23 protein-coding genes are annotated in these 23144 nt (G+C 66.0%); 10 read left to right on the top strand and 13 right to left on the bottom strand.

The window, feature by feature from the left end; genetic code table 11:
* Nucleotides 1–138: 138 nt before the first annotated feature.
* A complete protein-coding gene (locus VGN82_RS03550) occupies nt 139–906 on the top strand; it encodes an SDR family NAD(P)-dependent oxidoreductase (RefSeq protein ID WP_327525608.1) in 768 nt (255 codons plus the stop codon).
* Between the two features lie 96 nt (nt 907–1002).
* On the opposite strand, the gene VGN82_RS03555 is transcribed toward VGN82_RS03550, so the two are convergent.
* The 6 genes from VGN82_RS03555 to VGN82_RS03580 form a co-directional block, all read right to left on the bottom strand.
* Nucleotides 1003–1407, bottom strand: coding sequence for a low affinity iron permease family protein (locus VGN82_RS03555; protein ID WP_327525609.1), 405 nt, complete (start codon nt 1405–1407; stop codon nt 1003–1005).
* A 69-nt stretch (nt 1408–1476) separates the two neighbouring features.
* Nucleotides 1477–2313, bottom strand: coding sequence for an S-formylglutathione hydrolase (gene fghA / locus VGN82_RS03560; protein WP_327525610.1), 837 nt, complete (start codon nt 2311–2313; stop codon nt 1477–1479).
* Between the two features lie 190 nt (nt 2314–2503).
* The gene (locus VGN82_RS03565) at nt 2504–3616 is read right to left on the bottom strand and encodes an S-(hydroxymethyl)glutathione dehydrogenase/class III alcohol dehydrogenase (protein ID WP_327525611.1); all 1113 of its coding nucleotides are present in this window, start codon (nt 3614–3616) and stop codon (nt 2504–2506) included.
* 25 nt (nt 3617–3641) lie between these two features.
* Nucleotides 3642–3926 carry a metal-sensing transcriptional repressor gene (locus VGN82_RS03570; protein WP_327525612.1) on the bottom strand — a complete coding sequence of 95 codons (285 nt, stop codon included), beginning with the start codon at nt 3924–3926 and terminating at the stop codon, nt 3642–3644.
* Nucleotides 3927–4075: 149 nt separating this feature from the next.
* Nucleotides 4076–4978, bottom strand: coding sequence for a hypothetical protein (locus tag VGN82_RS03575; protein WP_327525613.1), 903 nt, complete (start codon nt 4976–4978; stop codon nt 4076–4078).
* A gap of 213 nt (nt 4979–5191) precedes the next feature.
* Complete coding sequence (locus tag VGN82_RS03580) at nt 5192–5785, bottom strand: NUDIX hydrolase (protein ID WP_327525614.1); 594 nt, start codon at nt 5783–5785, stop codon at nt 5192–5194.
* A 180-nt stretch (nt 5786–5965) separates the two neighbouring features.
* Here VGN82_RS03580 and VGN82_RS03585 point away from each other — a divergent pair, with 180 nt between their 5' ends.
* On the top strand, nt 5966–6787 hold the full coding sequence (locus VGN82_RS03585) for a hypothetical protein (protein ID WP_327525615.1): 822 nt from the start codon (nt 5966–5968) through the stop codon (nt 6785–6787).
* 4 nt (nt 6788–6791) lie between these two features.
* A complete protein-coding gene (locus VGN82_RS03590) occupies nt 6792–7262 on the top strand; it encodes a hypothetical protein (RefSeq protein ID WP_327525616.1) in 471 nt (156 codons plus the stop codon).
* Nucleotides 7263–7286: 24 nt separating this feature from the next.
* Here the strand turns inward: VGN82_RS03590 and aspT are convergent, their stop codons facing one another.
* Nucleotides 7287–8954, bottom strand: coding sequence for an aspartate-alanine antiporter (aspT, locus tag VGN82_RS03595; RefSeq protein WP_327525617.1), 1668 nt, complete (start codon nt 8952–8954; stop codon nt 7287–7289).
* 155 nt (nt 8955–9109) lie between these two features.
* Nucleotides 9110–10714: a malate synthase A gene (aceB, locus tag VGN82_RS03600; RefSeq protein WP_327525618.1), complete on the bottom strand. Its 1605-nt coding sequence runs from the start codon at nt 10712–10714 to the stop codon at nt 9110–9112.
* 286 nt (nt 10715–11000) lie between these two features.
* Between aceB and VGN82_RS03605 the strand changes: the two genes are divergently transcribed.
* A complete protein-coding gene (locus tag VGN82_RS03605; protein WP_327525619.1) occupies nt 11001–12272 on the top strand; it encodes a TadE/TadG family type IV pilus assembly protein in 1272 nt (423 codons plus the stop codon).
* A gap of 30 nt (nt 12273–12302) precedes the next feature.
* On the opposite strand, the gene VGN82_RS03610 is transcribed toward VGN82_RS03605, so the two are convergent.
* The 3 genes from VGN82_RS03610 to ygfZ are packed head-to-tail and all read right to left on the bottom strand — an operon-like array spanning nt 12303 to nt 14433.
* Entirely contained in the window at nt 12303–12905 is a 603-nt protein-coding gene (locus tag VGN82_RS03610) for an HD family hydrolase (RefSeq protein WP_327525620.1), read from the bottom strand.
* A 2-nt stretch (nt 12906–12907) separates the two neighbouring features.
* A complete protein-coding gene (locus tag VGN82_RS03615) occupies nt 12908–13552 on the bottom strand; it encodes a DNA-3-methyladenine glycosylase I (RefSeq protein WP_327525621.1) in 645 nt (214 codons plus the stop codon).
* Entirely contained in the window at nt 13549–14433 is an 885-nt protein-coding gene (ygfZ, locus tag VGN82_RS03620) for a CAF17-like 4Fe-4S cluster assembly/insertion protein YgfZ (protein WP_327525622.1), read from the bottom strand. The genes VGN82_RS03615 and ygfZ overlap by 4 nt, the downstream gene beginning before the upstream one ends.
* Nucleotides 14434–14534: 101 nt before the next feature.
* Here ygfZ and VGN82_RS03625 point away from each other — a divergent pair, with 101 nt between their 5' ends.
* Nucleotides 14535–15872 carry a dihydroorotase gene (locus tag VGN82_RS03625; protein ID WP_327525623.1) on the top strand — a complete coding sequence of 446 codons (1338 nt, stop codon included), beginning with the start codon at nt 14535–14537 and terminating at the stop codon, nt 15870–15872.
* 40 nt (nt 15873–15912) lie between these two features.
* Here the strand turns inward: VGN82_RS03625 and VGN82_RS03630 are convergent, their stop codons facing one another.
* Nucleotides 15913–16422 (bottom strand): 2'-5' RNA ligase family protein, encoded by a 510-nt coding sequence (locus VGN82_RS03630; RefSeq protein ID WP_327525624.1) that lies wholly within the window; start codon nt 16420–16422, stop codon nt 15913–15915.
* Nucleotides 16423–16591: 169 nt separating this feature from the next.
* On the opposite strand from VGN82_RS03630, the gene VGN82_RS03635 reads away from it, so the two are divergent.
* The 4 genes from VGN82_RS03635 to VGN82_RS03650 all read left to right on the top strand — a co-directional run bounded on the left by VGN82_RS03635 (nt 16592) and on the right by VGN82_RS03650 (nt 20616).
* The gene (locus VGN82_RS03635; RefSeq protein ID WP_327525625.1) at nt 16592–17656 is read left to right on the top strand and encodes an ABC transporter ATP-binding protein; all 1065 of its coding nucleotides are present in this window, start codon (nt 16592–16594) and stop codon (nt 17654–17656) included.
* A gap of 17 nt (nt 17657–17673) precedes the next feature.
* Nucleotides 17674–18804 carry an ABC transporter substrate-binding protein gene (locus VGN82_RS03640; protein WP_327525626.1) on the top strand — a complete coding sequence of 377 codons (1131 nt, stop codon included), beginning with the start codon at nt 17674–17676 and terminating at the stop codon, nt 18802–18804.
* A 166-nt stretch (nt 18805–18970) separates the two neighbouring features.
* Nucleotides 18971–19804, top strand: a complete 834-nt coding sequence (locus VGN82_RS03645) for an ABC transporter permease (protein ID WP_327525627.1) — start codon at nt 18971–18973, stop codon at nt 19802–19804.
* Nucleotides 19801–20616: an ABC transporter permease gene (locus VGN82_RS03650; RefSeq protein WP_327525628.1), complete on the top strand. Its 816-nt coding sequence runs from the start codon at nt 19801–19803 to the stop codon at nt 20614–20616. The genes VGN82_RS03645 and VGN82_RS03650 overlap by 4 nt, the downstream gene beginning before the upstream one ends.
* Nucleotides 20617–20625: 9 nt before the next feature.
* Here the strand turns inward: VGN82_RS03650 and VGN82_RS03655 are convergent, their stop codons facing one another.
* A complete protein-coding gene (locus VGN82_RS03655) occupies nt 20626–21534 on the bottom strand; it encodes a LysR family transcriptional regulator (protein WP_327525629.1) in 909 nt (302 codons plus the stop codon).
* 131 nt (nt 21535–21665) lie between these two features.
* On the opposite strand from VGN82_RS03655, the gene VGN82_RS03660 reads away from it, so the two are divergent.
* On the top strand, nt 21666–22943 hold the full coding sequence (locus VGN82_RS03660) for a serine hydroxymethyltransferase (RefSeq protein WP_327525630.1): 1278 nt from the start codon (nt 21666–21668) through the stop codon (nt 22941–22943).
* Nucleotides 22944–23144: the final 201 nt, after the last annotated feature.

The raw sequence follows: 23144 nt of genomic DNA on the forward strand, positions 1-23144 counted from the left end.
GCGCCCCTCAGCATGGCTGCGAAGCGTTCCACCGTCGTGATCGGTGTTGTCTAATCGTTTGAAAGCTGCTTACCCAGTTTCAATGGGCCGGCGCAAACCTAAAGATGCCGGTCGTATCAATCGTCGCGAGGATCGGCCATGTCTCTGTCGCTGTTCAATCTCGAGGGCAAGATCGCCCTGGTCACCGGCTCGGGGCAGGGCATCGGCCTCGCATTGGCCGAGGGGCTCTCGGAGGCCGGCGCGCATGTCGTGCTGAATGGCCGCGACAAGGCCAAGCTGGAGCGTGCGGCGCAGGTGATTTCGGCGGCCGGCCGCAAGGTCTCGATCGCTCCCTTCGACGTGACGGACCATGCCGCCGTCGAAGCCGGGGTCGCGATGGTCGAGGCCGAGATCGGTCCGATCGACATCCTCATCAATAATGCCGGCATGCAGAAGCGTGCGCCGATCACCGAATTTCCGGTCGAGGGCTGGCATGAGGTGATGGCGACCAATCTGCATTCGGTGTTCTACGCCACTCAGGCGGTGACCAAGCGGATGGTACCGCGCAAGCGCGGCAAGATCATCAATATCGGCTCGGTGATGAGCGAGCTCGGCCGCGCCACGATCATCCCCTACACGGCTTCCAAGGGCGCGGTGAAGATGATGACGCGCGGTCTGGCGGCCGAACTCGGCAAGCACAACATCCAGGCCAACGCGATCGGCCCGGGCTATTTCACCACTGAGATCAACAAGGCGCTGATCGCCGACGAAGCCTTCACCGCCTGGGTCTGCAGCCGCACGCCGGCCGGGCGCTGGGGCGAGACCAAGGAGCTGATCGGTGCCGCGATCTTCCTGTCCTCGGCCGCGTCGGACTATGTCAACGGCCACCTGCTGATGGTCGATGGCGGGCTGACCGCGGTGGTCTGACGCCTAGCGTTTCGTGCAGATCGGCGTCATCCCGTAGCTGCGCGGCTTCGCCGCTTGCCCGGGATGACGCACAGCTCCGCGTGAAGCCGTTAAAGTTCAGGCAGCCGAGCGGTTCTCACGCGCCTTCGCCGCGCGCCGCTCGAATTCCGCCCGGAGCGCTTCCAGCTTCTCTTCGTCCAGTTCCTCGAGATCCATCAGCTCCTCGCGCGCGCCCTCCACCTTTGAGAGGAGCTCGTCGAGCTTGATCTGCATCGCCGCGGTGTCGCGGTTCTGGCTGTTCTGGATGATGAACACCATGAGGAAGGTGACGATGGTGGTCGAGGTGTTGATCACCAATTGCCAGGTGTCGTTGAAGCCGAAGAGCGGGCCCGAGAGACCCCAGACGACGATCACGGCGAGCGCGATGAAGAAGGTCTGCGGCTTGCCGGCCCAATGGGCGGTCGCCTGGGACATTCTCGTGAAGAGGGAGCGATCGGCCTGCGGCAGTGGGTGCTTCGCCATGGCATCGATCCTCCGCGAGCGCTGCGGCTGATCAACGCCGGGGTGCGGCGGGCGTTCCCGCGGCTGGCCTCAGCCCGTCAGTCGCTGGGCATGCCAGGCGATGTGCTGGGCCATGAAGGTCGAGATGAAGTTGTAGGAGTGGTCGTAGCCGTCGCGCATATGCAGCTCGAGCGGGATGCCGGCCGTGGCGCAGGCGATCTCGAGCAGCTGTGGTCGCAAGCCTTCGTCGAGGAAGCCGTCGGCGGTGCCCTGATCGACGAGCAGATCGCGGACGCGATGGCCGTCGGCGATCAGCAGGGTCGAGTCATAGGCGCGCCAGGCGCGCTCGTCGGTGCCGAGGTATTTCTCGAAGGCGGGGCGCGACCAGCCGGCCGTCGAGGGCTGCGCGATCGGCGCGAATGCGGAGACGGAGGTGTAGCGCTGCGGATTCTTCAGCGCGAGCGTGATCGCGCCATGGCCGCCCATGGAATGGCCGAAGATGCCCTGGCGGCCCATGTCGACCGGGAAATGCCGGGAAACGAGGTCCGGCAGTTCGTCGCGGATATAGCTCTCCATGCGGTAGTTCTTCGCATAGGGCTCCTGCGTCGCGTCGAGATAGAAGCCGGCGCCCATGCCGAACTGCCAGTTGTCGGGTTCGTCGGGAATGCCTGCGCCGCGCGGCGAAGTGTCCGGGCAGATGATGGCGATGCCGTTGGCGGCGGCGGCGGCGCGATACTCGCCCTTGTCCATGGCGTTCTGGTGCGTGCAGGTCAGGCCCGAGAGATACCAGAGCAGCGGAACCGGCCCGTCCTCGATCTGGTGCGGCAGGTAGATCGCGAAGGTCATCGGGCAGGCGCAGGCCGCGCTGTCATGGCGATAGACGCGCTGCGATCCGCCGAATGCCTTCGAGGAGGAGAGGAGTTCCATGCAGGGTTCCTTCGTTTCGCTGGTCTGCGCGACTTCCGGACAACGCGTGTCGGCCGATAATGTCATGCTCGGGTGGCCCCAAGAATCCACGTCTTGAACACCGGTTTCGCCCAGCGAAGACGTGGATGGTCGCCACAAGGGCGACCATGACGTGTCACTGCCCGCGGAATAAGGCAGCGAAGCGGCGTGGTCAGTAGACCACGACGCTGCGGATCGACTTGCCCTCATGCATGAGGTCGAAGCCGGTGTTGATCTCGTCGAGCGAGAGCTTGTGGGTGATCAGGTCGTCGATGTTGATCTTGCCCTCCATGTACCAGTCGACGATCTTCGGCACGTCGGTGCGGCCGCGGGCGCCGCCGAAGGCGGTGCCCTTCCAGACGCGGCCGGTGACCAGCTGGAACGGACGGGTGGCGATCTCCTTGCCGGCCTCGGCGACGCCGATGATGATCGACTCGCCCCAGCCGCGATGGCAGCATTCGAGGGCCTGGCGCATCACGTCGGTATTGCCGGTCGCGTCGAAGGAGAAGTCGGCGCCGCCGCCGGTGAGATCGACGATCGCCTGCACGACCTTGTCGTTGCCAATCTCCTTCGGGTTGACGAAGTGGGTCATCCCGAACTTCTCGGCCATCGCGCGCTTCGACGGATTGATGTCGACGCCGATGATCTTGTCGGCGCCGACCATGCGGGCGCCCTGGATGACGTTGAGGCCGATGCCGCCGAGCCCGAAGACGACGACATTGGCGCCCGGCCAGACCTTGGCCGTGTAGATGACCGCGCCGATGCCGGTGGTGACGCCGCAGCCGATGTAGCAGATCTTGTCGAAAGGCGCGTCCTCGCGGACCTTGGCGAGGGCGATCTCGGGCAGGACGGTGAAGTTCGCGAAGGTCGAGCAGCCCATGTAGTGGAAGACCTCTCCGCCGTCGCAGGAGAAGCGCGAGGTGCCGTCCGGCATCAGGCCCTGGCCCTGGGTGGCGCGGATCGAGGTGCAAAGGTTCGTCCGCCGCGACAGGCAGGACTTACAGTTGCGGCATTCCGGGGTGTAGAGCGGGATGACATGGTCGCCAGGCTTCAGCGTGGTGACGCCGGCGCCGACCTCGCGGACGATGCCCGCGCCCTCATGGCCGAGGATCGCCGGGAACTTGCCTTCGGAGTCTAGGCCCGACAGCGTGTAGGCGTCGGTGTGGCAGATGCCGGTTGCCATGACCTCGACGAGGACCTCGCCAGGCTTCGGGCCGCCGATCTCGATGGTCTCGATGGTGAGGGGCTTGCCGGCTTCCCAGGCGACGGCTGCACGGGTCTTCATCGGGAATATCCTTCTTCTCGAGCGTTCACTTCAGATAGGGACGGATGACGCGCATGATCTCGGCGATGGAGTCCGGGCTTTCGTCGCTGCCTTCGGCTGGACGGCCCGGTGCCTGCATCGTTTCACGCAGATGCATTTCGAGCACTTCCGCCATCAGCCCGGTCGCGGCGCCGCGCAGGGCGGCGAGCTGCTGCAACAGCGCGCCGCAATCCTCGCCGCGTTCGACGGCAAGGATCAGCGCGTCGGCCTGGCCTCTGATCCGGCGCAGGCGGGTGATGGCACGCCGCTTGTCATCAGGGCTGTGGGGCATACGGCAACCATACTGGGGTGGAGTATCTCAAACGGCTCGCTGATAAGATACTGCCCGGGAGTATGTCAACGTGATGGCGGCCCGTGCAAAGCAAGAAGGGCGCCCGCGTCGCCGCGGGCGCCCCTAGAGCAGATTGACAGGGTGGGGCGTCAGAAGCTGTAGGCGGCCTTCACCTTGACGAGGTGCTGGCTGAAATTGGTCAGATCGAGATTGCCCGGCTCGTTCTTCGCCTTGCCCGCGACCTGGACGTTGTAGGCGGCGGAGATCGCGAACTGCTTCGTCGCCTGCCAGAACACGCCGGGACCGGCGAAGGTGGCGTAGCCGGCCTCCTTGCTGAAGCCGAGCGTGTCGTAGGCGCGCTGGTGACGGACCTCACCGCTGAGATAGACGCCGTCCAGCACCTGCCAGGCGAGCGAACCGCCGACCGTGAAGGTCGAGGAACGGGCGTAAGGATCAGGCCCTGTCCAGGTCATGTCCTGCGAGACATTGAGCGCGGCGTAGAGCTTCCCGGGAATGAGCGTCCTGTCGGCGAACAGGCGCAGGCCCGTATTGTATGTGGTGAAGCGTCCGGCGCCATCGGGGTCGTTGCGGTTGAAACTCGGGTCGATCACTGCGGTCAGGCCGATGCCGTGCCTGTCGCGGCCGAGGAGCTTGTACTTGGTCTCGATGCCGGCGCCGAAGCTGTTCGCATCGGCACTGATGCCGGCGAAGGACGAGCGCGAAAGGCCGCCGAGCAGATAGGGGCCGACCTCGAGGCAGGGCGCGAGGCCATAGGAGCCCTGGAGCTGCAGGCCATGGCCGCTGGCGGAGCCCAGTCGGGTGCCATAGGCGCCGCCATAGGTCAGGCTGGGGCCGAAGGAGCCGGGGTCGGCGACATCGGAGCCTGTGGTGAAGCCGAAGGCATCGGTCGGGATGCCTTCGCTCTCCGAACAGGCGGAGGCGACCGGCGTCGCGGGCGGTGGCGGTGGCTTGCGGGCCGTCAGGTCTGCGGCGAGCGAGGCGGTCCCCACGCTGGAGAGGAGGACTGCGACGGCAAAGTGCTTCAGCGACATCAGTGGCATCCGGTTGACGTCCAAGGGATCTAATGCAAATGCAAACGAGTCGCAATAGTGACGTCGAGTGCGCCTGAGGACGACCCGCGACGCTGATCGCTATCCGGCGATCCGCGAGATGACAGCGGCGAACATCGTCCTGGATTCGATGACCCAGCCTGTTGCTTCGATCGGCCTTCCCCGAGACCACATTCCGCTGGCCGTGCAGATGCCCTAGCCCGGCGGCGTCAGGCCTCGAATTCGCGCGAGTGCGAGGGGGGCGATGTCCTCGAGTTCGCGCAACGGCTTCCAGGCCGCGGCATGGACCTCTTCCTCCTGCGCCACCAGCGGCAGGTCAGGCGGTGCAATGAAAAGATACTGCAGGTCGTGGTGAATATGGGCGGGCTCGTTGCGCGAGGGCTTGCCGGGCACGTCATGGCTGTCGATGAAGAAAGGCAGGTCGCCGCCGCCGTGCCAGGGGTGCAGCGCCATGCCCCGCACGCCGGTTTCCTCGAGTGCCTCGCGAGCCGCGGAGGCTGCGAAAGTCGCCGCATCCTCCCAATGGCCGCCAGGCTGGAGCCAGCGGCCGATCACGACATGGTCGATCAGCAGGATGCTGGCATGGTCGGGCGAGAGCACATAGGCGCTCGTCGTGACGTGGCCGGGAAAGGTGTCGCGCCGGTCGAGCGCGTCGCCCTGGCTGATCTGCCAGCGCAGCAGCGCGAGGTGCTCGCGCGGGCCGGCGACATCCGCCCTGTAGCGCGAGACGGCCTCGCTCAGGCGGCCGAGGAAAGCGGTGCTCTTGGGGGCGTCCGGGGCGATGCTCATGAACCGGCGATAGACGATTCGGCTTCACTGTGCAGCCACCGCATCGGCTCTGGACTTTGGTCCGACTGACCAACTGCGCAATTCTGGTAAGCTTCCGTAGCTGTTTTCCCGTGATTTGCTTGCGTCGCGCCGAGAGTTGTGGCTTTGAGCGTGCGCTCTCCAACAAGGCTTCGGATTTCGGTGCAGGATCAACTCGTCTGTCCCTATTGCGATGCCGTGCTCAATGGCAGCGCATTGTCGTGCCGCTGCTGCGGCCGCGACCTGACGCCTGTGCTGCCGCTGCTGCGCCGTCTGAACGCCGCCGAAGCCCGTCTCGCCAGTCTCGACGCGCTGGAGGTACGCCTCGTCAGCCTCGAGCAGGCAAGCGAGAGGCGTCGTTTCAAGGCCGAGGCCGTCGAAGCTACCGAGGCCAGCGCGGCGGCGGAAGCGGAGACAGCGGTCGAACCCCCCGGCACCTTCCAGGCGGCGTTCTCCCGCCGACGTTTCTGGGTGCTTCCGATCGGCTTTGCCGTGCTGCTGGCGGCCTACTGGACGGTGGTGCTGGGGCTCGACCTGTCGCTGTCCGTGCTGCGTTTCGCCTCGATGGCAATCCCATTCGCCACGGGGCTGGCCTATTTCGGCGTTCGTCCGCGCCTGTCATGGCTCGATGCGAGCATCGCCGTAGTGTTCGCGCTTTTTTCCGTTGGGGCAATGAACGCATTGCTTGGTTGGATCGACAACATTCCGTTGCTGCCACAGGGAGTCGCCGCCTGGCGCGAAACGTCGTTCTACGCGCTGAGCATTGGCGCTTCCATGTTCGCCGGCATGTTGCTGCGGGTGACGCAGGCCGCCTTGAGCGCGAAGGGGCTCGCCTCGGTGCCGGCACTCCGGTCGGCGCTGCTCTCGATGAACGGCAAGATGCCCATGGACACGCTCAAGGCAATTGAGATGACCATCCTCATGGCCAGCACCGCATTGACCATCATGACCGGCCTGATCGCCGGCCTTCTGGGAGTGAAGTGAAACGATGACCAACACGACGTTGATCCGGCTCATCCTGCCTGCCATCCTGGTTTCCACGCTGGTGCTGGGCGCAGCACAGGCATCAGAACCGGTCCAGCTCATCACCCGCGAGGAAGCCGGCTTGCCGGCGCCGGACGCGACCGGCGGCGCCGTCCGCAACCTGACGCGCGGCCCCGGCGTCGATACGCAGGGCACGCTGGGCTCGGTGGTAGCGGGCAAGCCGCTTCGCCTTGCGGTCAAGTTTCTGCCGAGCAATGGCGTGCCGGTCGATCCCGAGAGCGTGCGCGTGATCTATCGCCGCCAGCCGGCGCTCGACGTCACCACGCGCGTCAAGGCCTTCATCACGGAGAAGGGCATCGAGGCGCCGGCCGTGCTGGTGCCTCCCGGCAAGCACGTCATCGAGATCCAGGCCGTCGACAAGGAAGGGCGCACCGGACGCGGCCAGATGACGCTCAACGTCACGCCGGCGCCATAAGGCGTCGGCGCCTCTCCCGGAGGCTTATCCGATGAGCCCGACCATGCCGACGACCACCGGGCCCATGAGCGGCAGCAGCACGTTCGAAATGGCGTAGGTGACGGTGTAGCCGATCACGGGTGTGGAGTTGCCGGCGAGCGAAACGAGCGCGCTGATCGTAGGCGTGCTGCAGTGCTGGCCTGCGATCGCACCGAGAAGGATCGGCGCCTCGATCTTGAGCAGGCGATGGCCGATGTAGAGCGAGGCCAGGGCCGGGACCGCCGAGACCAGAACCGACAGCACCGGCAGGACAAGGCCGTATTGCTTGAGCAGCGCGAAGGCATCGGGACCGACCGAGAGCCCGACCGCGGCGATGAAGGTCGCGAGGCCGAAATCCTTCATGAACGCGGCGGCGTCGGTCGGGATCGCGCCATATTGCGGTCGGTGCATGTGCAGCCAGCCGAAGAACAGGCCCGAGACCAGCGCGCCGCCGCCGGTGCCGAGAGTCAGGTTGAGGGCGCCGATCTGCAGGCTGAGCTCGCCGAGCAGGAGGCCGGCGACGATGCCGAGCCCCAGCATGACGAAATCCGTCGCCGCACTCGCCGGGAGCAGATGGCCGAGTTCGGGCGCAGCGCGGATAATCGCATCTTCGGAGCCATAGAGCGTCAGGATATCGCCCTGCGCCAGCACCGTGCCGGGCAAGGCGGGGATGCTCTGGCCGAGCCGGTGAATGCGCGAGATAAACACGCCGCGCCGTTGCTCCGAGCTGGCGAGCCGGCGCAGGTCGCGGATCCGGAGTCCGGCGACCTGGCGGCGCACCAATACGATCTGGCGCTCGACCAGCGGGACGTTGTCGCCGGCCGGCATCGGCACCTCGGCGCCGAGTCGCTCGCTGATCGCGATGACGGAACGCCGCCGGCCGATCACCAGAACGATGTCGTCGGCCTCCAGCACGGTCTCGGTGGTCGCCTTGCTGAAGCCGCCGGCGCGCCCGACCTGTTCGATCGTGACCACGCCGTTGACGCTGTTCTCGAAGGCGCCGACGCTGCTCCCGGCGATCGGGCCGGCACGGAAGCTGCGCGAGACGATCTCGGGCACGCCATTGCCGTTGCCCGCCTCGTCCTCGGCGCCGAGTTCGCGGGCCAGGGCCGCCGAGGCTTCGCGCACATTGATGCCGAGCAGAAGCGGAGCGATCTGCGTGGTGAAGACCACGATCGCGACGAGGCCGAACAGATAGGTGACGCTGTAGGCGGTCGCCATATTGGACTGCAGCCGATCGATCTCGGCCTTCGGCAGGGCGAGCCGGGCGATCGCGTCAGAGGCCGTGCCGAGAACCGCCGATTCCGTCGCTGAGCCGGCAAACAGGCCGGAGGCCGTGCCGTGGTCGAGGCCGAAGATCACGATCGCTGCGGCGAGCAGCAGCAGCACCGTGCCAACTTCGACGAAAGACAGGATGCCGTAGCGCCAGCCGCCCCGGATGTTGTTGAAGAACTGCGGTCCGGCCGTGAAACCGAGCGCGAAGATGAAGAGCGCAAAGGCCACGTTCTTCAGATCGGGACTGATGGTCACACCGAGCTGCCCCAGCGCCAGCGCGACGAACAAGGTGCCACAGACGCCACCGATCTGGATCGAGGCGATCCGGAGCTTTCCGATCAGATATCCGAGGGCGAGGGAGAGGAAGAGCGCGACAACCGGTTGTTCGATGAATGACACGGTGGCATCCAGTCCGGCAGCAGTCAGATGCACTAACTATCGGGCGCATCGGCGAGGCGCGCAAGGCTGCTGCACTGCAGTCACGCGATGCGTGCCCGGCAAAGAAAAAGGCGCCACCTTGCAGTGGCGCCCTTGCATCTTCAGAGGCCGATCCTTCAGCCGAGCTTGCCGTAGGCCGGCACGGTAAGGAAATCCTCGAATTCCGGCGCGAGCGACAGCTTCGAGAACAGGTCGATCGCTTCCGGGAAGCGGCCCTTGTCGTAGTTCTCGGCACCGAGTTCGCCCCGCACCCGCTCCATCTCCTCGCCGAGGCAGCGCTTGAACAGTTCGGGGGTGACCTTGGTCTTGCCGTCGACCTCGACACCGTAGCTGACGAACTGCCAGATCTGGGCGCGGCTGATCTCGGCGGTCGCGGCGTCCTCCATCATGTTGTAGATCGGGACCGCGCCGCGGCCGCGCAGCCAGGCTTCGAGATACTGCACGCCGACGCGGATGTTCTCGCGGAAGCCCTCCTCGGTGCGCGTGCCCTGATGGACCTCCAGAAGGTCCTTCGTGCCGACCTTTACATCCTCGCGCTTCTTGTCGAGCTGGTTCGGCTGCGGCATGAGCCGGTCGAAGACCTCCATGGCGACCGGGACGAGGTCGGGATGGGCGACCCAGGTGCCGTCATGCCCGTCGCCGGCCTCACGCTCCTTGTCGGCCTTGACCTTGGCGAAGGCGGCGGCGTTGGCCTCCGGGTTGTTCTTGACCGGGATCTGCGCCGCCATGCCGCCCATCGCGAAGGCGCCGCGCTTGTGGCAAGTCTGGATCAGCAGCAGCGAGTAGGCGCGCAGGAAGGCCTTCGACATCACGACCTGCGAGCGGTCCGGCAGGACATAGGCCTTGTTGCGGGCGAGCTTCTTGATGAAGGAGAAGATGTAGTCCCAGCGGCCGCAGTTGAGGCCGGCCATGTGCTCGCGCAGCTCGTAGAGGATCTCGTCCATCTCGAAGGCGGCCGGCAGGGTCTCGATCAGGACGGTGGCTTTGATCGTGCCGAGCTTCAGGCCGAGCGCCGTCTGGGCGGCGACGAAGACGTCGTTCCAGAGGCGCGCCTCAAGATGGCTCTCGAGCTTCGGCAGGTAGAAGTAGGGGCCCGAGCCCGCCGCCAGCGCGGCCTTGGCGTTGTGGAAGAGATAGAGGCCGAAATCGACGAGCGCGCCGGATGCGATCTCGCCGTCGATCTCGATGTGGCGCTCGGGCAGGTGCCAGCCGCGTGGGCGCACGATCAGGACGGCTGGCTTGGCGCCGACCTTGTAGGCCTTGCCGGAGTTGGGATCGGTGAAGTCGATCCGGTTGGCCCAGCGATCCTTTAGGTTGATCTGGCCCTCGACCATATTGGCCCACACCGGCGAGGAGGCGTCCTCGAAATCGGCCATGAAGACCTTCGCGCCCGAGTTCAGCGCGTTGACGATCATCTTGCGATCAACCGGGCCGGTGATCTCGACGCGGCGGTCGAGAAGGTCGGCAGGGATCGGCGCCACCTTCCAGTCGCCTTCGCGGATATGGCGGGTCTCGGCGAGGAAATCGGGCGTTTCTCCGGCATCGAAGCGCTTCTGGCGCTCGCTGCGCAGCGAGAGCAGGCGCTTGCGCGTCTCGTTGAAGCGGCGCTGCAGCTCGGCGACGAAGGCGAGGGCGTCATGGCTCAGCACCTCGTCATAGCGATCGGCGATGGCGCCCTTGACGACGACGCCCTTCGGCAAGGTGAGGGAAGGCTGCGACATGACCGGTTCCTTTGCGACGCGATGTTGTTGGCAGGGGTGCCGCGGTTATGAGGCGAAAATTGGCTTCTCGAAATCCGGAAAAGAGCGAGATCACCTTTTCCAAAATCGAAAAGGTGATCTCGGTTGGCCGAGAGTGTGCAGCCGTCCTCGGCGCAAATTCGAACTAAAATCGTGGAAAAATCCGACAAATCGACGGATTGCAGACAATTCGACCGATTCAATTCAGCCCCACGCAAGCCCTGCAGGCGCGTCCTTGATGGTGGAAGACCATAGGGGGGAATAGGCAATGGGTCTGAAAGGCTTGCTGCTGAAGCGTCTGCGTGCGCTGCGTTCCGACGAACGCGGCAACGTTCTGATCACGTTCGGTTTCGCTATGGTCCCCGTTATCGGGCTGACCGGCGCATCGATCGACTACTCTCGAGCGGCCACGGCCCGCCAGGTGCTCAACGCGGCGCTCGACTCGGCGGCGCTGATGGCGGCGCGCGACGCGGCCAAGCTGTCGGACACGGAGGTTCGCAGCCGGATCACCAAATGGATCACGGCGAACCTGCATGGCGACAGCGCGAAAGGTTTCACCAGCGCCAACACGGTGATCGACCGCACGGCGCGCACGATCGCCATCGAGGCACAGCTCGACATCGATACCAGCCTAACACGGCTGATCGGCCAGGCGTCGATGACGATCAAGAGCAAGTCCCAGTCGACCTGGGGGACGAACACGATCGAGCTCGCACTGGCGCTCGACAATACCGGCTCCATGGACTCCTCGGGCAAGATGACCGCGCTGAAGACGGCGGCGACCAACCTGATCGACATCATGAAGGATGCGACGACGGAGACCGACCAGATCAAGGTTTCGGTCGTGCCCTTCGCGACGCAGGTCAAGATCTCGACCGGCTTCAAGGACGAGGCCTGGCTGCGCTTCGACCAGACCAAGACGACCTGCACGACGAGCAAGGGCAAGCAGACCTGCACCACGACGCCGATCACCAAGTCGACCTGGACGGGCTGCGTCAGCGACCGCGACCAGCCCAACGACGTGAAGGACAATGAGAGCATCCTCGCCTATTCGACGCTGTATCCGGCCGATTTCTGCGCCCAGTCGACGCTGGCGCCGATCCAGCCGCTGACCGCGGATTGGGCCGTGCTGAAGGCCTCCATCAACGGCATGACGCCGGTTGGCAACACCAACGTCACCATCGGCGCGATCTGGGGCATGGCGACCCTGACTCCGGGGGTTCCCTTCACGCAGGCGCGCCCCTACGCGACGCCGCGCCTGAACAAGTACATGATCCTGCTGACCGACGGCGAAAACACGCAGAACCGCTTCACCAGCGACGGCGCTGCGATCGATGCCCGCACGAAGCTCGCCTGCCAGACGGCCAAGGACGCCGGCATCAAGGTCTACACCGTGCGTGTGATCAATGGTGACCGAACGCTGCTGCAGAACTGCGCCAGCGATCCGAGCATGTATTACGAAGTCACAAGCGCCGCGCAGCTGACGCCGGTGTTCCAGCAGATCGCACGTGAGATCAGCCAGGTGCGCTTGACGCTCTGACGCCTCGCATCGGCAATGCCTTCGCCGTGCTCAGCCCGGGCTGAGCGCGGCGAAGCGCGCTAGGAAACGGTCCTGCGCAGCCTGCGTATCCAGCGGCACGAGCAGGGCCGTGACGGTGCGCGGCAGCGCCTGCGGCCGGCCGAAATAGCGCAAGGCCTCGTCGCGGGCGAAACCGGCAAGCTCCGTCGCCTCCAGGAAGGCGGCGATCGTGTCGGCCTCCTTGGTCTTGCGCTTGAGCAGCGCCGGCGGCGCGGCTGGAAGGCCGAAACGCAGATGGATCGCGCCGAGCAGCCGCATCTCCACAGCCTTGTAGGCGTCGCCCATCACCACCTTGAAGGGCGAGATCATGTCGCCGATCACGTACTCCGGTGCATCATGCAGCAAAGCCATCAGCCGCCAGGAATCGGACCAGTCCGGGTTGAGGTGATCGGCAATGGCCTCGACCAGCAGGCTGTGTTGGGCGACCGAGAAGGAATGCGGCCCTTGCGTCTGGCCGTTCCAGCGCGCGACGCGGGCGAGGCCATGGGCGATGTCCTCGATCTCGACATCGAGCGGGGAGGGGTCGAGCAGGTCGAGCCGGCGGCCGGACAGCATGCGTTGCCAGGCGCGAGGCGGGGCGGGAGTGCGGGCCATCCTCAGGCGGCCGGCCGCACGTCGCGCGCCAGCGCGGCGCATTCCTCATAGCGGAAGCAGCCGGTGAGATGGTCGTTGACCAGGCCGCAGGCCTCCATGAAGGCATAGACGATCGTCGGGCCGCAGAAGGTGAAGCCGGCCTTCTTCAGCTCCTTCGACATCGCCTCCGACACATTGGTTTGGGTCGGCACCTCGCCCTGCGAGCGGAAGCTGTTCTGCAGCACGCGGCCGTCGAGATGCTTCCAGACGAAATTGGCGAAGGGCTCGCGCTCGCTGACGGCGAGATAGGCACGCGCGCTCTTGATCGTGCCCTCGATCTTGCCGCGGTGGCGGATGATGCCGGGGTCGGCGAGCAGCCTCTGAACGTCGGCCTCGGTGAAGCGGGCGACCGCCTCTGGCTCGAAGCCGGCGAAACCGGCGCGGAAGGCGTCGCGCTTCCGCAGGATGGTGATCCAGGACAGGCCAGCCTGGAAGCCGTCGAGGATCAGCTTCTCCCAGAGTGCGCGGGAATCATATTCCGGCACGCCCCACTCTGTGTCGTGATAGGCGAGGTAGAGCGGGTCGGTGCCCGGCCAGCGGCAGCGGAATTTGCCGTCCGGTCCCTCGATGGCGACGCGATCGTCGCTCGCTCGGACTGCATCGTTCATGCGGCGGCTCCGAAGCCGGCCTCGCCGGGGAAGGGGAAGCGGATGAAGTCGGGCTTCGCCAGCGTGAAGGCGAGGCCGCCGCCGAGCAACGGTTCGCCCGCGGCAAGCGCATCCGCGACGCGGTCGAGCCGCAGCAGGGCCAAAGCGCGACCATTGGCGGCCGAGCCGACCTTGCCCAGCGGCTTGCCGCCGGCAACCGCCTCGGCGCCGGTCTCCGCCGCAATGCCCTCGCTGAAGACGACCGGCACGACGCGGGTGCGCGCCGTTCCGCGATGCTGCATGCGGGAGACGACCTCCTGGCCGATATAGCAGCCCTTCCTGAAGGAGACGCCGCCGAGCTGGTCCAGCAGCGCCTCATGCGGGAAGGCGTCGCCATAGGAGAAGTCGCGGCCGCCATCGGGCACGCCCAATCCGATGCGCCGGGCATGCCAGTCCTCGGCCGGCACAGTCGCGATCTCGGCTGCGCCGTCGCGGTCGGTCATGGCGCGTTGGCCCAGGCCCGGCAGGCGCGGATCTGTGTAGACCAGCCCGGCATCCTCGGGCAGGGCCGAGCCGTCGCTCGAGGCGATCACCGCCGTCGCTTCGGTCAGGTCGTCGAGCGCGACCTTGCTGCGCAGCTTGTAGAGTTTCAGGCGTTTCATCAGATCGGCCGTCTGGAGCAGGGGCGCGTCGAGGAGGAAGCCGCCTCCCTCGCCCTCGGGGATCGCGACGATCAGGAAATCGCTGATGATCTTGCCTTGCGGTGTCAGGAGCGCGCCGTAGCCGGCCTGATCCGGCGCCACAGGGTCCATGTCGTTGGTGACGAGGTTCTGCAGGAAGTCGCGTGCATCCTCGCCGCTGACGCGGATGACGCCGCGATCGACCAGATGGGTGGCCGGCATTTGTGATCTCCGCTGCGCCCGTCATGACGGTAGCGCTTGCAAATGGTTCTCCGGCCGATAGGTAGGCCGTGTCAGCCGCTCGCTCAACCCGGAGACCCGCCATGCCGCAAACCTTCGACGTCATCCTCAAGGGCGGCACGGTCGTGAACCATGACGGGCGCGTGCAGCGCGACCTCGGCATCAGCGACGGCAAGATCATGGCGCTGGGCGATCTGTCGCGCGCCTCGGCCGGCGAGGTCGTCGACTGCACCGGGCTGCACATCCTGCCAGGCGTCATCGATTCGCAGGTGCATTTCCGCGAGCCGGGCCTCGACCACAAGGAGGATCTGGAGACCGGATCGCGCGCCGCGGTGCTCGGCGGCGTCACCACCGTCTTCGAGATGCCCAACACGATCCCGCAGACGGTCACGCCCGAAGCGCTGGCCGACAAGATCCGGCGCGGCCGGCATCGCATGCATTGCGACTTCGCCTTCTGGGTCGGCGGCACGCATGAGAACGTCAAAGATGTGCCGGAACTCGAGCGTCTGCCGGGCGCTGCCGGCATCAAGGTGTTCATGGGCTCCTCCACCGGCGACCTGCTGGTCGAGGACGATGCCGGCGTTTCCGAGATCCTGAAGCGCACGCGCCGGCGCGCCGCCTTCCACTCCGAGGACGAGGGCATGCTGCGCGAGCGCATGGGCCTGCGGGTCGAGGGGGATCCGGCGAGCCATCCGGTGTGGCGTTCGCCGGAAGTGGCCTTGACCTGCACGAAGCGGCTGGTGCGGATAGCGCGCGAGACCGGGGCGCGGGTGCACATCCTGCACATCTCGACCGGTGACGAGATGCTCTTCCTCAAGGACCACAAGGACGTCGCGACCGTCGAGGTGCTGCCGAACCATCTGACGCTGGTCGCCCCCGATTGCTACGAGCGCCTCGGCACCTATGCCCAGATGAACCCGCCGATCCGCGACGACAGCCACCGCCAGCGCATCTGGTGGGGGGTGGAGCAGGGCATCGTCGACGTGCTCGGCTCGGACCATGCGCCCCATACCCACGAGGAAAAGCACCACGCCTATCCGGCGAGCCATTCCGGCATGCCGGGCGTGCAGACGCTGGTGCCGATCATGCTCGACCATGTGAATGCCGGCCGGCTGACGCTGGAGCGCTTCGTCGACCTGTCCAGCCATGGGCCGCAGCGCATCTTCGGGCTGGAGGGCAAGGGCCGGATCGCGGCCGGCTACGATGCCGACCTGACCATCGTCGACCTGAAGCGCCGCGAGACCATTACCAATGCCTGGGGTGCCTCGAAATGCGGCTGGACACCCTATGACGGCGTCACCGTCACGGGCTGGCCGGTCGGTACCTTCGTGCGCGGCAACAAGGTGATGTGGGAAGCCGAGATCGTGACGCCCGCGCAGGGCGAGCCGGCCCGGTTCCTCGAGGCGCTGCCGCGCGGCTAGCGGCTGCGGCCACAGTGGCGGGAGCGGCTTTGGCGCTCCCTCAGGCCAGCATCGCCGTCTCGACGATGTGCCATTGGTCGATCGGGACGTCCTGGCCCGAGGTGACGACGCAGAGCCGGTCGAAGTTGATCGACCGGCTTGCGAGCAATGCTGAGATCTCCGCGGCCGCTTCCGCCTTCGGCCCGGCTGCGACCGGGCCATAGAGCAGCGAGACATGCGGGATGAAGGGCTCGCTCGCCTGAGCGTCGAGCCGCTGCTTCAGCGTGGCGAGAGCCGGCGCGATGGCGAAGCGCGCATAGAATGAGCGGAAGTAGGTCTCGCTCGTCTCGATACCCGCGACGACCTCTTGAAATGCTGCGACCTGCCCCGCCGCTTCCGCGATCGCGGCGGCGAGTGCCGGCAGGGCCATGTCGGTATCGCCCTTCACTGTCAGATGCGGCGTGAACAGCGGCGTGCCGAAGCGGCGCGAGAGATCGGCGACGATACCGGAAAGCAGGGCGCCGTCGGCGGCGTTCGGCATCAGCCAGATGGAATGGATCGGCGCTGTCATCAGAGGTTCACAAACCTATTGCACACGGTCGCTGCGGGGCGTTATGTTTGCTCCAAGCGTATCGGAAATGGAAGATACATTCCATTCATCCGGAAAAGTTCGCGGTCAGGGAGATGGCATCTTGCCAACGGATTTGCAGAGCGGGCCGCGCAGCGGCGCGGCCATAGCCGTGCGTGATCTGCAGGTCGCCTATGGCGGCACGCGCGTGCTGCACGGCGTCAGCATCGACTTCACGCCGGGCAGCTTCACGGCCCTGCTGGGCTCGTCCGGCTGCGGCAAGACCACTCTGCTGCGCTCGCTTTCCGGCTTCGTGCCGGTCGAGTCCGGCTCGATCATCGTCGGCGGCCAGGATGTCGCCTCGCTGCCGCCCGAGAAGCGCGGTATGGCGATGGTGTTCCAGTCCTATGCGCTGTGGCCGCACATGACCGTGCTGCAGAACATCGGCTACGGGCTGAAGCTGCGTGGCGCCTCCAAAACCGAGATCGCGGCCAAGGTCTCGCAGATGCTGAGTTTCCTCGGGCTCGCCGGCTATGAGGATCGCAAGGTCACGGCGCTCTCCGGTGGTCAGCGCCAGCGTGTCGCGCTCGGCCGGGCGCTCGCCATCGACCCGGGCATCCTGCTGCTGGACGAGCCGCTCTCCAATCTCGACGCCAAGATCCGCATGACGATGCGCCACGAAATCCGTGCGATCCAGCAGCGGCTTGGCTTGACCGCCGTCCATGTCACGCATGACCGCGAGGAGGCCATGACCATGGCCGACCGGCTCGTCATCATGCAGGCGGGCCGGATCGCGCAGGTTGGCACGCCCGAAGAGGTGTATGATCGCCCGGCGACCGCCTTCGTTGCGAATTTCATGGGGGCGGAGAATGTCCTGCCGCTGCGCATCGAACGGTCGGAGGCCGGCGCCTCGCTCAACATGGGCGAGGCCTCGGCGACGCTCGCGGCAGAGCCCGCTCAGGCCCTGCAGACCGGCGAGGCCGTCGCCTATTTCCGCGACGACGTCGCCCGGCTCGATGCCACGGATGCCGCCGCGGGCGGAGACCTGCTGGTGCCCGGCCGGATCGCCGCGCGGGCCTATCCCGGCGGCGTCTACCGCTACCGCGTCGAGGCCGCCGGCCGCCAGATCACGGTCGACGACAGCGACCGCCACGAACTCGGAACCACGATCGGCCTGCGCATTCCGCTGCAGCGCCTCCACATCTTCCCGGCATCCGAGGCCGGGATCGCCGCCTGAACACAGGAGCCAGACCCATGCGCATCCTTACAATCGCTTGTTCGCTCGCAGCGCTGATGGCGGCGTCGCCGCTCTCCGCACAAACCCTCAACGTCGCCTCCGCCGGCGACCAGAACATGGTCGACTACGTCAAGGACTATCTCGGACCGATGTTCGAGAAGGCCAATCCCGGCGTGAAGGTCGTCTCGGTTGGCACCGGCCCGGGCGATTCCGGTTCGCAGAAGATCTATGAGAAGCTCGATGCCCAGAAGGCTGCGGCCACGACCGACTTCGACGTCGTCGTGATCCACCAGAAGGCCGCCGGCCAGATGGTCAAGGAAGGGCTGCTGAACAAGTACACCGGCAATGTCGACACTGCGAAGCTCGCGACGGGCGACAATGCCAAGAACGCACTCGGCACCGACGTGACCGGCTTCGTCATTCCGATGTTCCAGTCGCAGACGGCGCTCGCCTACAATGCCGACATGGTCAAGACGCCGCCGGCGACCTTCGCCGAGCTCGCCGAATGGGCCAAGAAGAACCCGAAGCAGTTCGGCTATAACGGCATCAAGGGCGGCATGTCCGGCGTCTCCTTCGTCGCCGGCTGGGTCTACGCCTTCGGCGGCGATGCCGACAAGCTGATGAAGGGCCCCTATGACGCCGCGACCAAGGCGAACTGGGACAAGGCCTTCGCCGATCTCAAGGCCTTCAACGCCAACGCCGTGATCACCCCCGGCAACGCCGGCACGCTCGACATGCTCAACCGCGGCGAGATCGCGATCGGCCCGGTCTGGGTCGACATGTTCTATTCCTGGCAGGCCGACGGCAAGCTGCCGCCGAACATGAAGCTGAAGCTCGTCTCGCCGGGCATGCCCGGCCAGCCGATGTATTACGCCGTGCCGGAGAAGTCGGCCCAGAAGAAGCTGGCCGAGGCCTTCATCGCGCTCGCCACCTCGCCGCAGGTGCAGGCCGACGGCATCGTCAAGAAGTTCAACTGGTATCCGGGCATCGATGCCAAGAACCTCGAAGGCAAGCTCGACAAGGCCGCCTGGGACAAGCTCTTCACCGACGTCACCCCGTCCGAGCTCGCCACCAACGGCAAGCCCTTCCCGATCGCGCCCTACTTCAACGACATCCTCGAGGGCTACGAGAAGAAGGTCTCGAACTGAGATCGCTCTTGCCCGGGATGGCGCGTGGAAACACGCCGTCATCCCGGACAAATCGCTTCAGCGACGCCGATCCGGGATCCATTCCTGAGCCGTTCCGGAATGGATCCCGGATCTCCGCTTCGCTGCGTCCGGGATGTCCCGGTGCCACGTGATGAGACGCAGTGGAATGAGCCTCTCCCAACGCCATCTGGCGCTGTTCCTGATCGCACCCGGCCTCTTGCTGGTCGTCGCGCTGTTCCTCTATCCGCTCGGCTTCTCGCTGATCTCGGCCTTCACGAAAGACGGCTCCTTCACGCTGGAGTGGTTCGCCAAGGCCTTCGAGCTCTATTCCACCGACATCGTCTTCACGATCGTGATCGTGCTGACCTCCTGCGCGCTGACGGCGATCGCCGCCGTCGCCATCGCCGGCACGCTCACGCTCGGCGAGAACCGCTGGATCGTCGGGACGCTGAAGGCGCTCTATCGCTGGCCGCTGTTCATTCCCTTCATCGTCGCAGCCCAGTGCATGCGCACCTTCCTCGCCAAGAACGGGCTGATGAACAACACCTTCGTCTCGATGGGTCTGATCGAGCCCCTGCAGGCGGTGAGCTTCCTCGACTGGCGCGGCATCATCGCGACGTTCGTCTGGAAGCAGACGCCCTTCGTCGCGCTGCTGCTGGCGGGCGCGCTCGCCTCGATCGACCGGGCGACTCTCGAGGCCGGGCGCAATCTCGGCGCCTCGCGGCTGCGCGTGCTGCTCGAACTGGCCCTGCCTCAGGTGATGCCGACCCTGCTGGTCGCGCTCGTGCTGTCCTTCGTGACGATGCTCTCGGTGCTCTCGGTGCCGATGATGGTGTCCGGCTCGCAGCCGACCATGCTGACCGTCGACATGGCCTTCCGCATCAATGCCTATGGCGACTATGCGACGGCGAATGCGCTTGGCGTCATCACCTATCTGATCTCCGCCGGCGCCGCGATCCTCTACCTGAAACGCGGCATGTCGCAGGAGGCGCCGCGATGAGCCGGGTCGTCTCCTCCGCGCGGATGGTGCTGGCAGCCTCGCTGCTCGCCGCCTTCGCCTTCGTCCTGATCGGCCCGCTGCTCAATCTGGCGCTCTGGTCCGTCGCCGAGCGCTGGTACACGCCCTACAAGCTGCCGGTGACCTATGGCACCCGCTACTGGGAGCAGGTCTTCCGCCCCACGGGCGATGCCATGGCCTCGCTCGGCACCTCGGTCTGGATCGCGGTGCTGACGGTCGTGGTCGCGCTCGCGCTGTCGATTCCGGCCGGCTACGCGCTCGCGCGGCTCAGGCTGCCGATGCGGGCGCTGTTCATGCTGATGTTCCTGCTGCCGCAGGCGTTTCCGTCGGTGGCGATCTACATCAACGTGGCGCGGATCTTCTACGGTCTCGGCATCAACGGCACCGTCTTCGCGGTCGTGCTCGTCCATGCCACCCATGGCCTGGTGTTCTCTGTCTGGATCGCGGCAGCAGCCTTCGCGGCGGTCGACAAGGATCTCGAACTCGCGGCCCGCAACATGGGTGCCTCGCCGCTGCGTGCCTTCTTCACGGTGACGCTGCCGCTGGCGGCGCCGGGCATCATCGCGAGCGGCATCTTCGTGTTCCTCGAGTCGCTCGACGAGTTCACCGGAACCTTCTTCGTCGGCGTGCCGCAGGTCACCACGCTGCCGCTGCTGCTTTACAACGCGGCGATGGGCGGCAACTACCAGGTCGCCTCGATCACCGCGCTGATCCTGCTCGTGCCCTCGGTGCTGTTCATGCTGTTCATCGAGCGCTTCCTGCGAGCCGACGTGCTGGCGAAGGTCGGCGCCTAGCGCTGCCCTTTAGAGCGCAGGCCGGCTCGCCGTGGCCTGCGCGGCGATCTCTCGGATGAAAGCCTGCAGGGCGGGGCTGCGCTTCTCGCCCTTGCGGAAGGCCAGCGAGATCCTGCGGCGGATCTCGGGGACGACCTTGCAGACCCAGACGTCCTGGAGGTGGTGGCTGGCGCGCAGCCCGGGCAACATCGAAATCCCGCAGCCCTCACGGATCAGTGCAACGGTGACCTCGAAGCCGCGGCAGCGCGCCACGATCTGCGGGGTGAAGCCTGCGGCCTGACAGGCGGCGGCCAGCATCCGCGTATAGGTGTCCGAGGCGGTGTCGATCGCCCAGCGCTCGTCGCGGAGTTCCTGCAGTGTCACGGTCGCGCGGTCGGCGAGGGGGTGCTGCTTCGGCACCATGACGTTGAAGACATCCTCCATCAGCGGCAGCGTCTCGACATTCGGGTCGAGGGCGCCCGCGGGGATGTTGAAATCGTCGATGATTGCGATGTCCGTCTGCCAGCTACGCAGGGCGGCGAGGCTCTCGGCCGGCTCCATCTCGTCGAACTGGACGATCAAGTGGGGATGCAGCCGCAGCAGCTCGCGCACCGTCGCCGGGATCAGCGCCGCCGCGACCGAGGGAAAGGCCGCGACGCGGATCTCGCCGGCGATCAGCTTCTTCAGCTCGGCGATGTCGGCGCGCGCCGATTCCACTTCCGCGAAGATGCGCTCGGCCCGCTCGACGAGGTGCTGGCCGGCCAATGTCAGGTGGACGCCGCGGCCGCGACGCTCGACGAGGGCGACGCCCAGCTCCTCTTCCAGAAGGGCGATCTGCTGCGACACGGCCGATGGCGAGACGTGGAGCGCCTCGGCGACCGCCGCCATGGTTCGGCGGAACGACAACTCGCGCAGCGCGCGCAATCGCGCGAGGTCCATCGTCGCCCCCTTTCCAATGATCAAATCGTTAGCAAAACTGCACACATGAGCAAGTATTATTGACTTTTTCTGGCGCGATGAAGCCGCTAGGGCTGCTCCGACGCATTCGCCGCAGGCTCCCGGAGGCCGCCATGACCGATCAGACGCAAGCCTTCTTCACCGCGGCCGTCCATGAACGCGATCCGCTCATCGCCCAGGCGCTGAACAACGAGCGCAAGCGTCAGCAGAACCAGATCGAACTGATCGCGTCGGAGAACATCGTCAGCCGCGCCGTACTCGACGCGCTCGGCCATGAGATGACCAACAAGACGCTCGAAGGCTATCCCGGCAACCGCTTCCATGGCGGCGGCGAGTTCGTCGATGTCGTCGAGCAGGCCGCGATCGACCGCGCCAAGGAACTGTTCCATTGCGGCTACGCCAATGTGCAGCCGCATTCGGGCAGCCAGGCCAATCTGGCCGTGTTCTTCCTGCTGCTGAAGCCGGGGGACAAGGTGCTGTCGCTGGATCTGGCGGCCGGCGGGCACCTCTCGCACGGCATGAAGGGCAACCTCTCGGGCCGCTGGTTCGAGGCGCACAGCTACAAGGTGAATCCGCAGAACGAGGTGATCGACTATGACGACGTCGAGCGCACTGCCGAGGAGGTCCGCCCGAAGCTCCTGATCGCCGGCGGCTCGGCCTATCCCCGCGAGATCGATTTCGAACGGATGGGCAGGATCGCCAAGAAGGTCGGCGCCTGGTTCCTGGTCGACATGGCCCATATCGCCGGCCTCGTCGCCGGCGGCGTGCATCCATCGCCGTTCCCGCACGCCGACATCGTGACCTGCACCACGACGAAGACGTTGCGCGGGCCGCGCGGCGGCCTGATCCTGACCAACAACGAGGACTGGTTCAAGAAGCTGCAATCGGCCGTCTTTCCGGGCGTGCAGGGCTCGCTGCACAGCCAGGTACTGGCGGCCAAGGCGATCTGCCTCGGCGAGGCGCTGCGCGACGACTTCAAGGTCTATGCGGCGCAGGTGAAGGCCAATGCCAAGGTGCTGGCGGCGACTCTGATCGAGCGGGGCGTGCGCATCGTCTCGGGCGGCACCGATACGCATCTCGTCCTGCTCGATCTGTCGAGCAAGGGGCTGAACGGCAAGCAGGCGGAGGTCGTGCTGGCGCGCGCCAACATCACCTCGAACAAGAACCCGATCCCGAATGACGGCCCACGCCCGGCCGACTGGGTCGGCATGCGCCTCGGCGTCGCGGCAGCCACCACCCGCGGCATGAAGGAGGATGCCTTCGTGAAGCTCGGCAACATCATCGCCGACCTGATCGAGGCCGAGGCGAGCGGCAAGGCGGACGCCGTCGTCGAGGCCGCCAAGGTCGAAGTGGCGAGGCTGACCGCCGCATTTCCGGTCTATGGCGGCTGATCTCCGTCACTCCGCATTGCACCAGCCCGGGCCGCCCGATGGCGGCCGGGCCAGGCCGGGGATTGATCCAGATCAAAGTTAGATTCGTTCGCAGGACGTAACTGGACAGTCATGGTCTTCGGTCAGTATTCTCTCATTGGAGAAACTCGAAACCAGTGACGTCGGGGCATATGGCCCCGCCGGCTAGCGAATGGGATCGTG

The sequence above is a fragment of the Allobosea sp. genome, assembly GCF_035999205.1.
Taxonomy (GTDB): Bacteria; Pseudomonadota; Alphaproteobacteria; order Rhizobiales; family Beijerinckiaceae; genus Allobosea.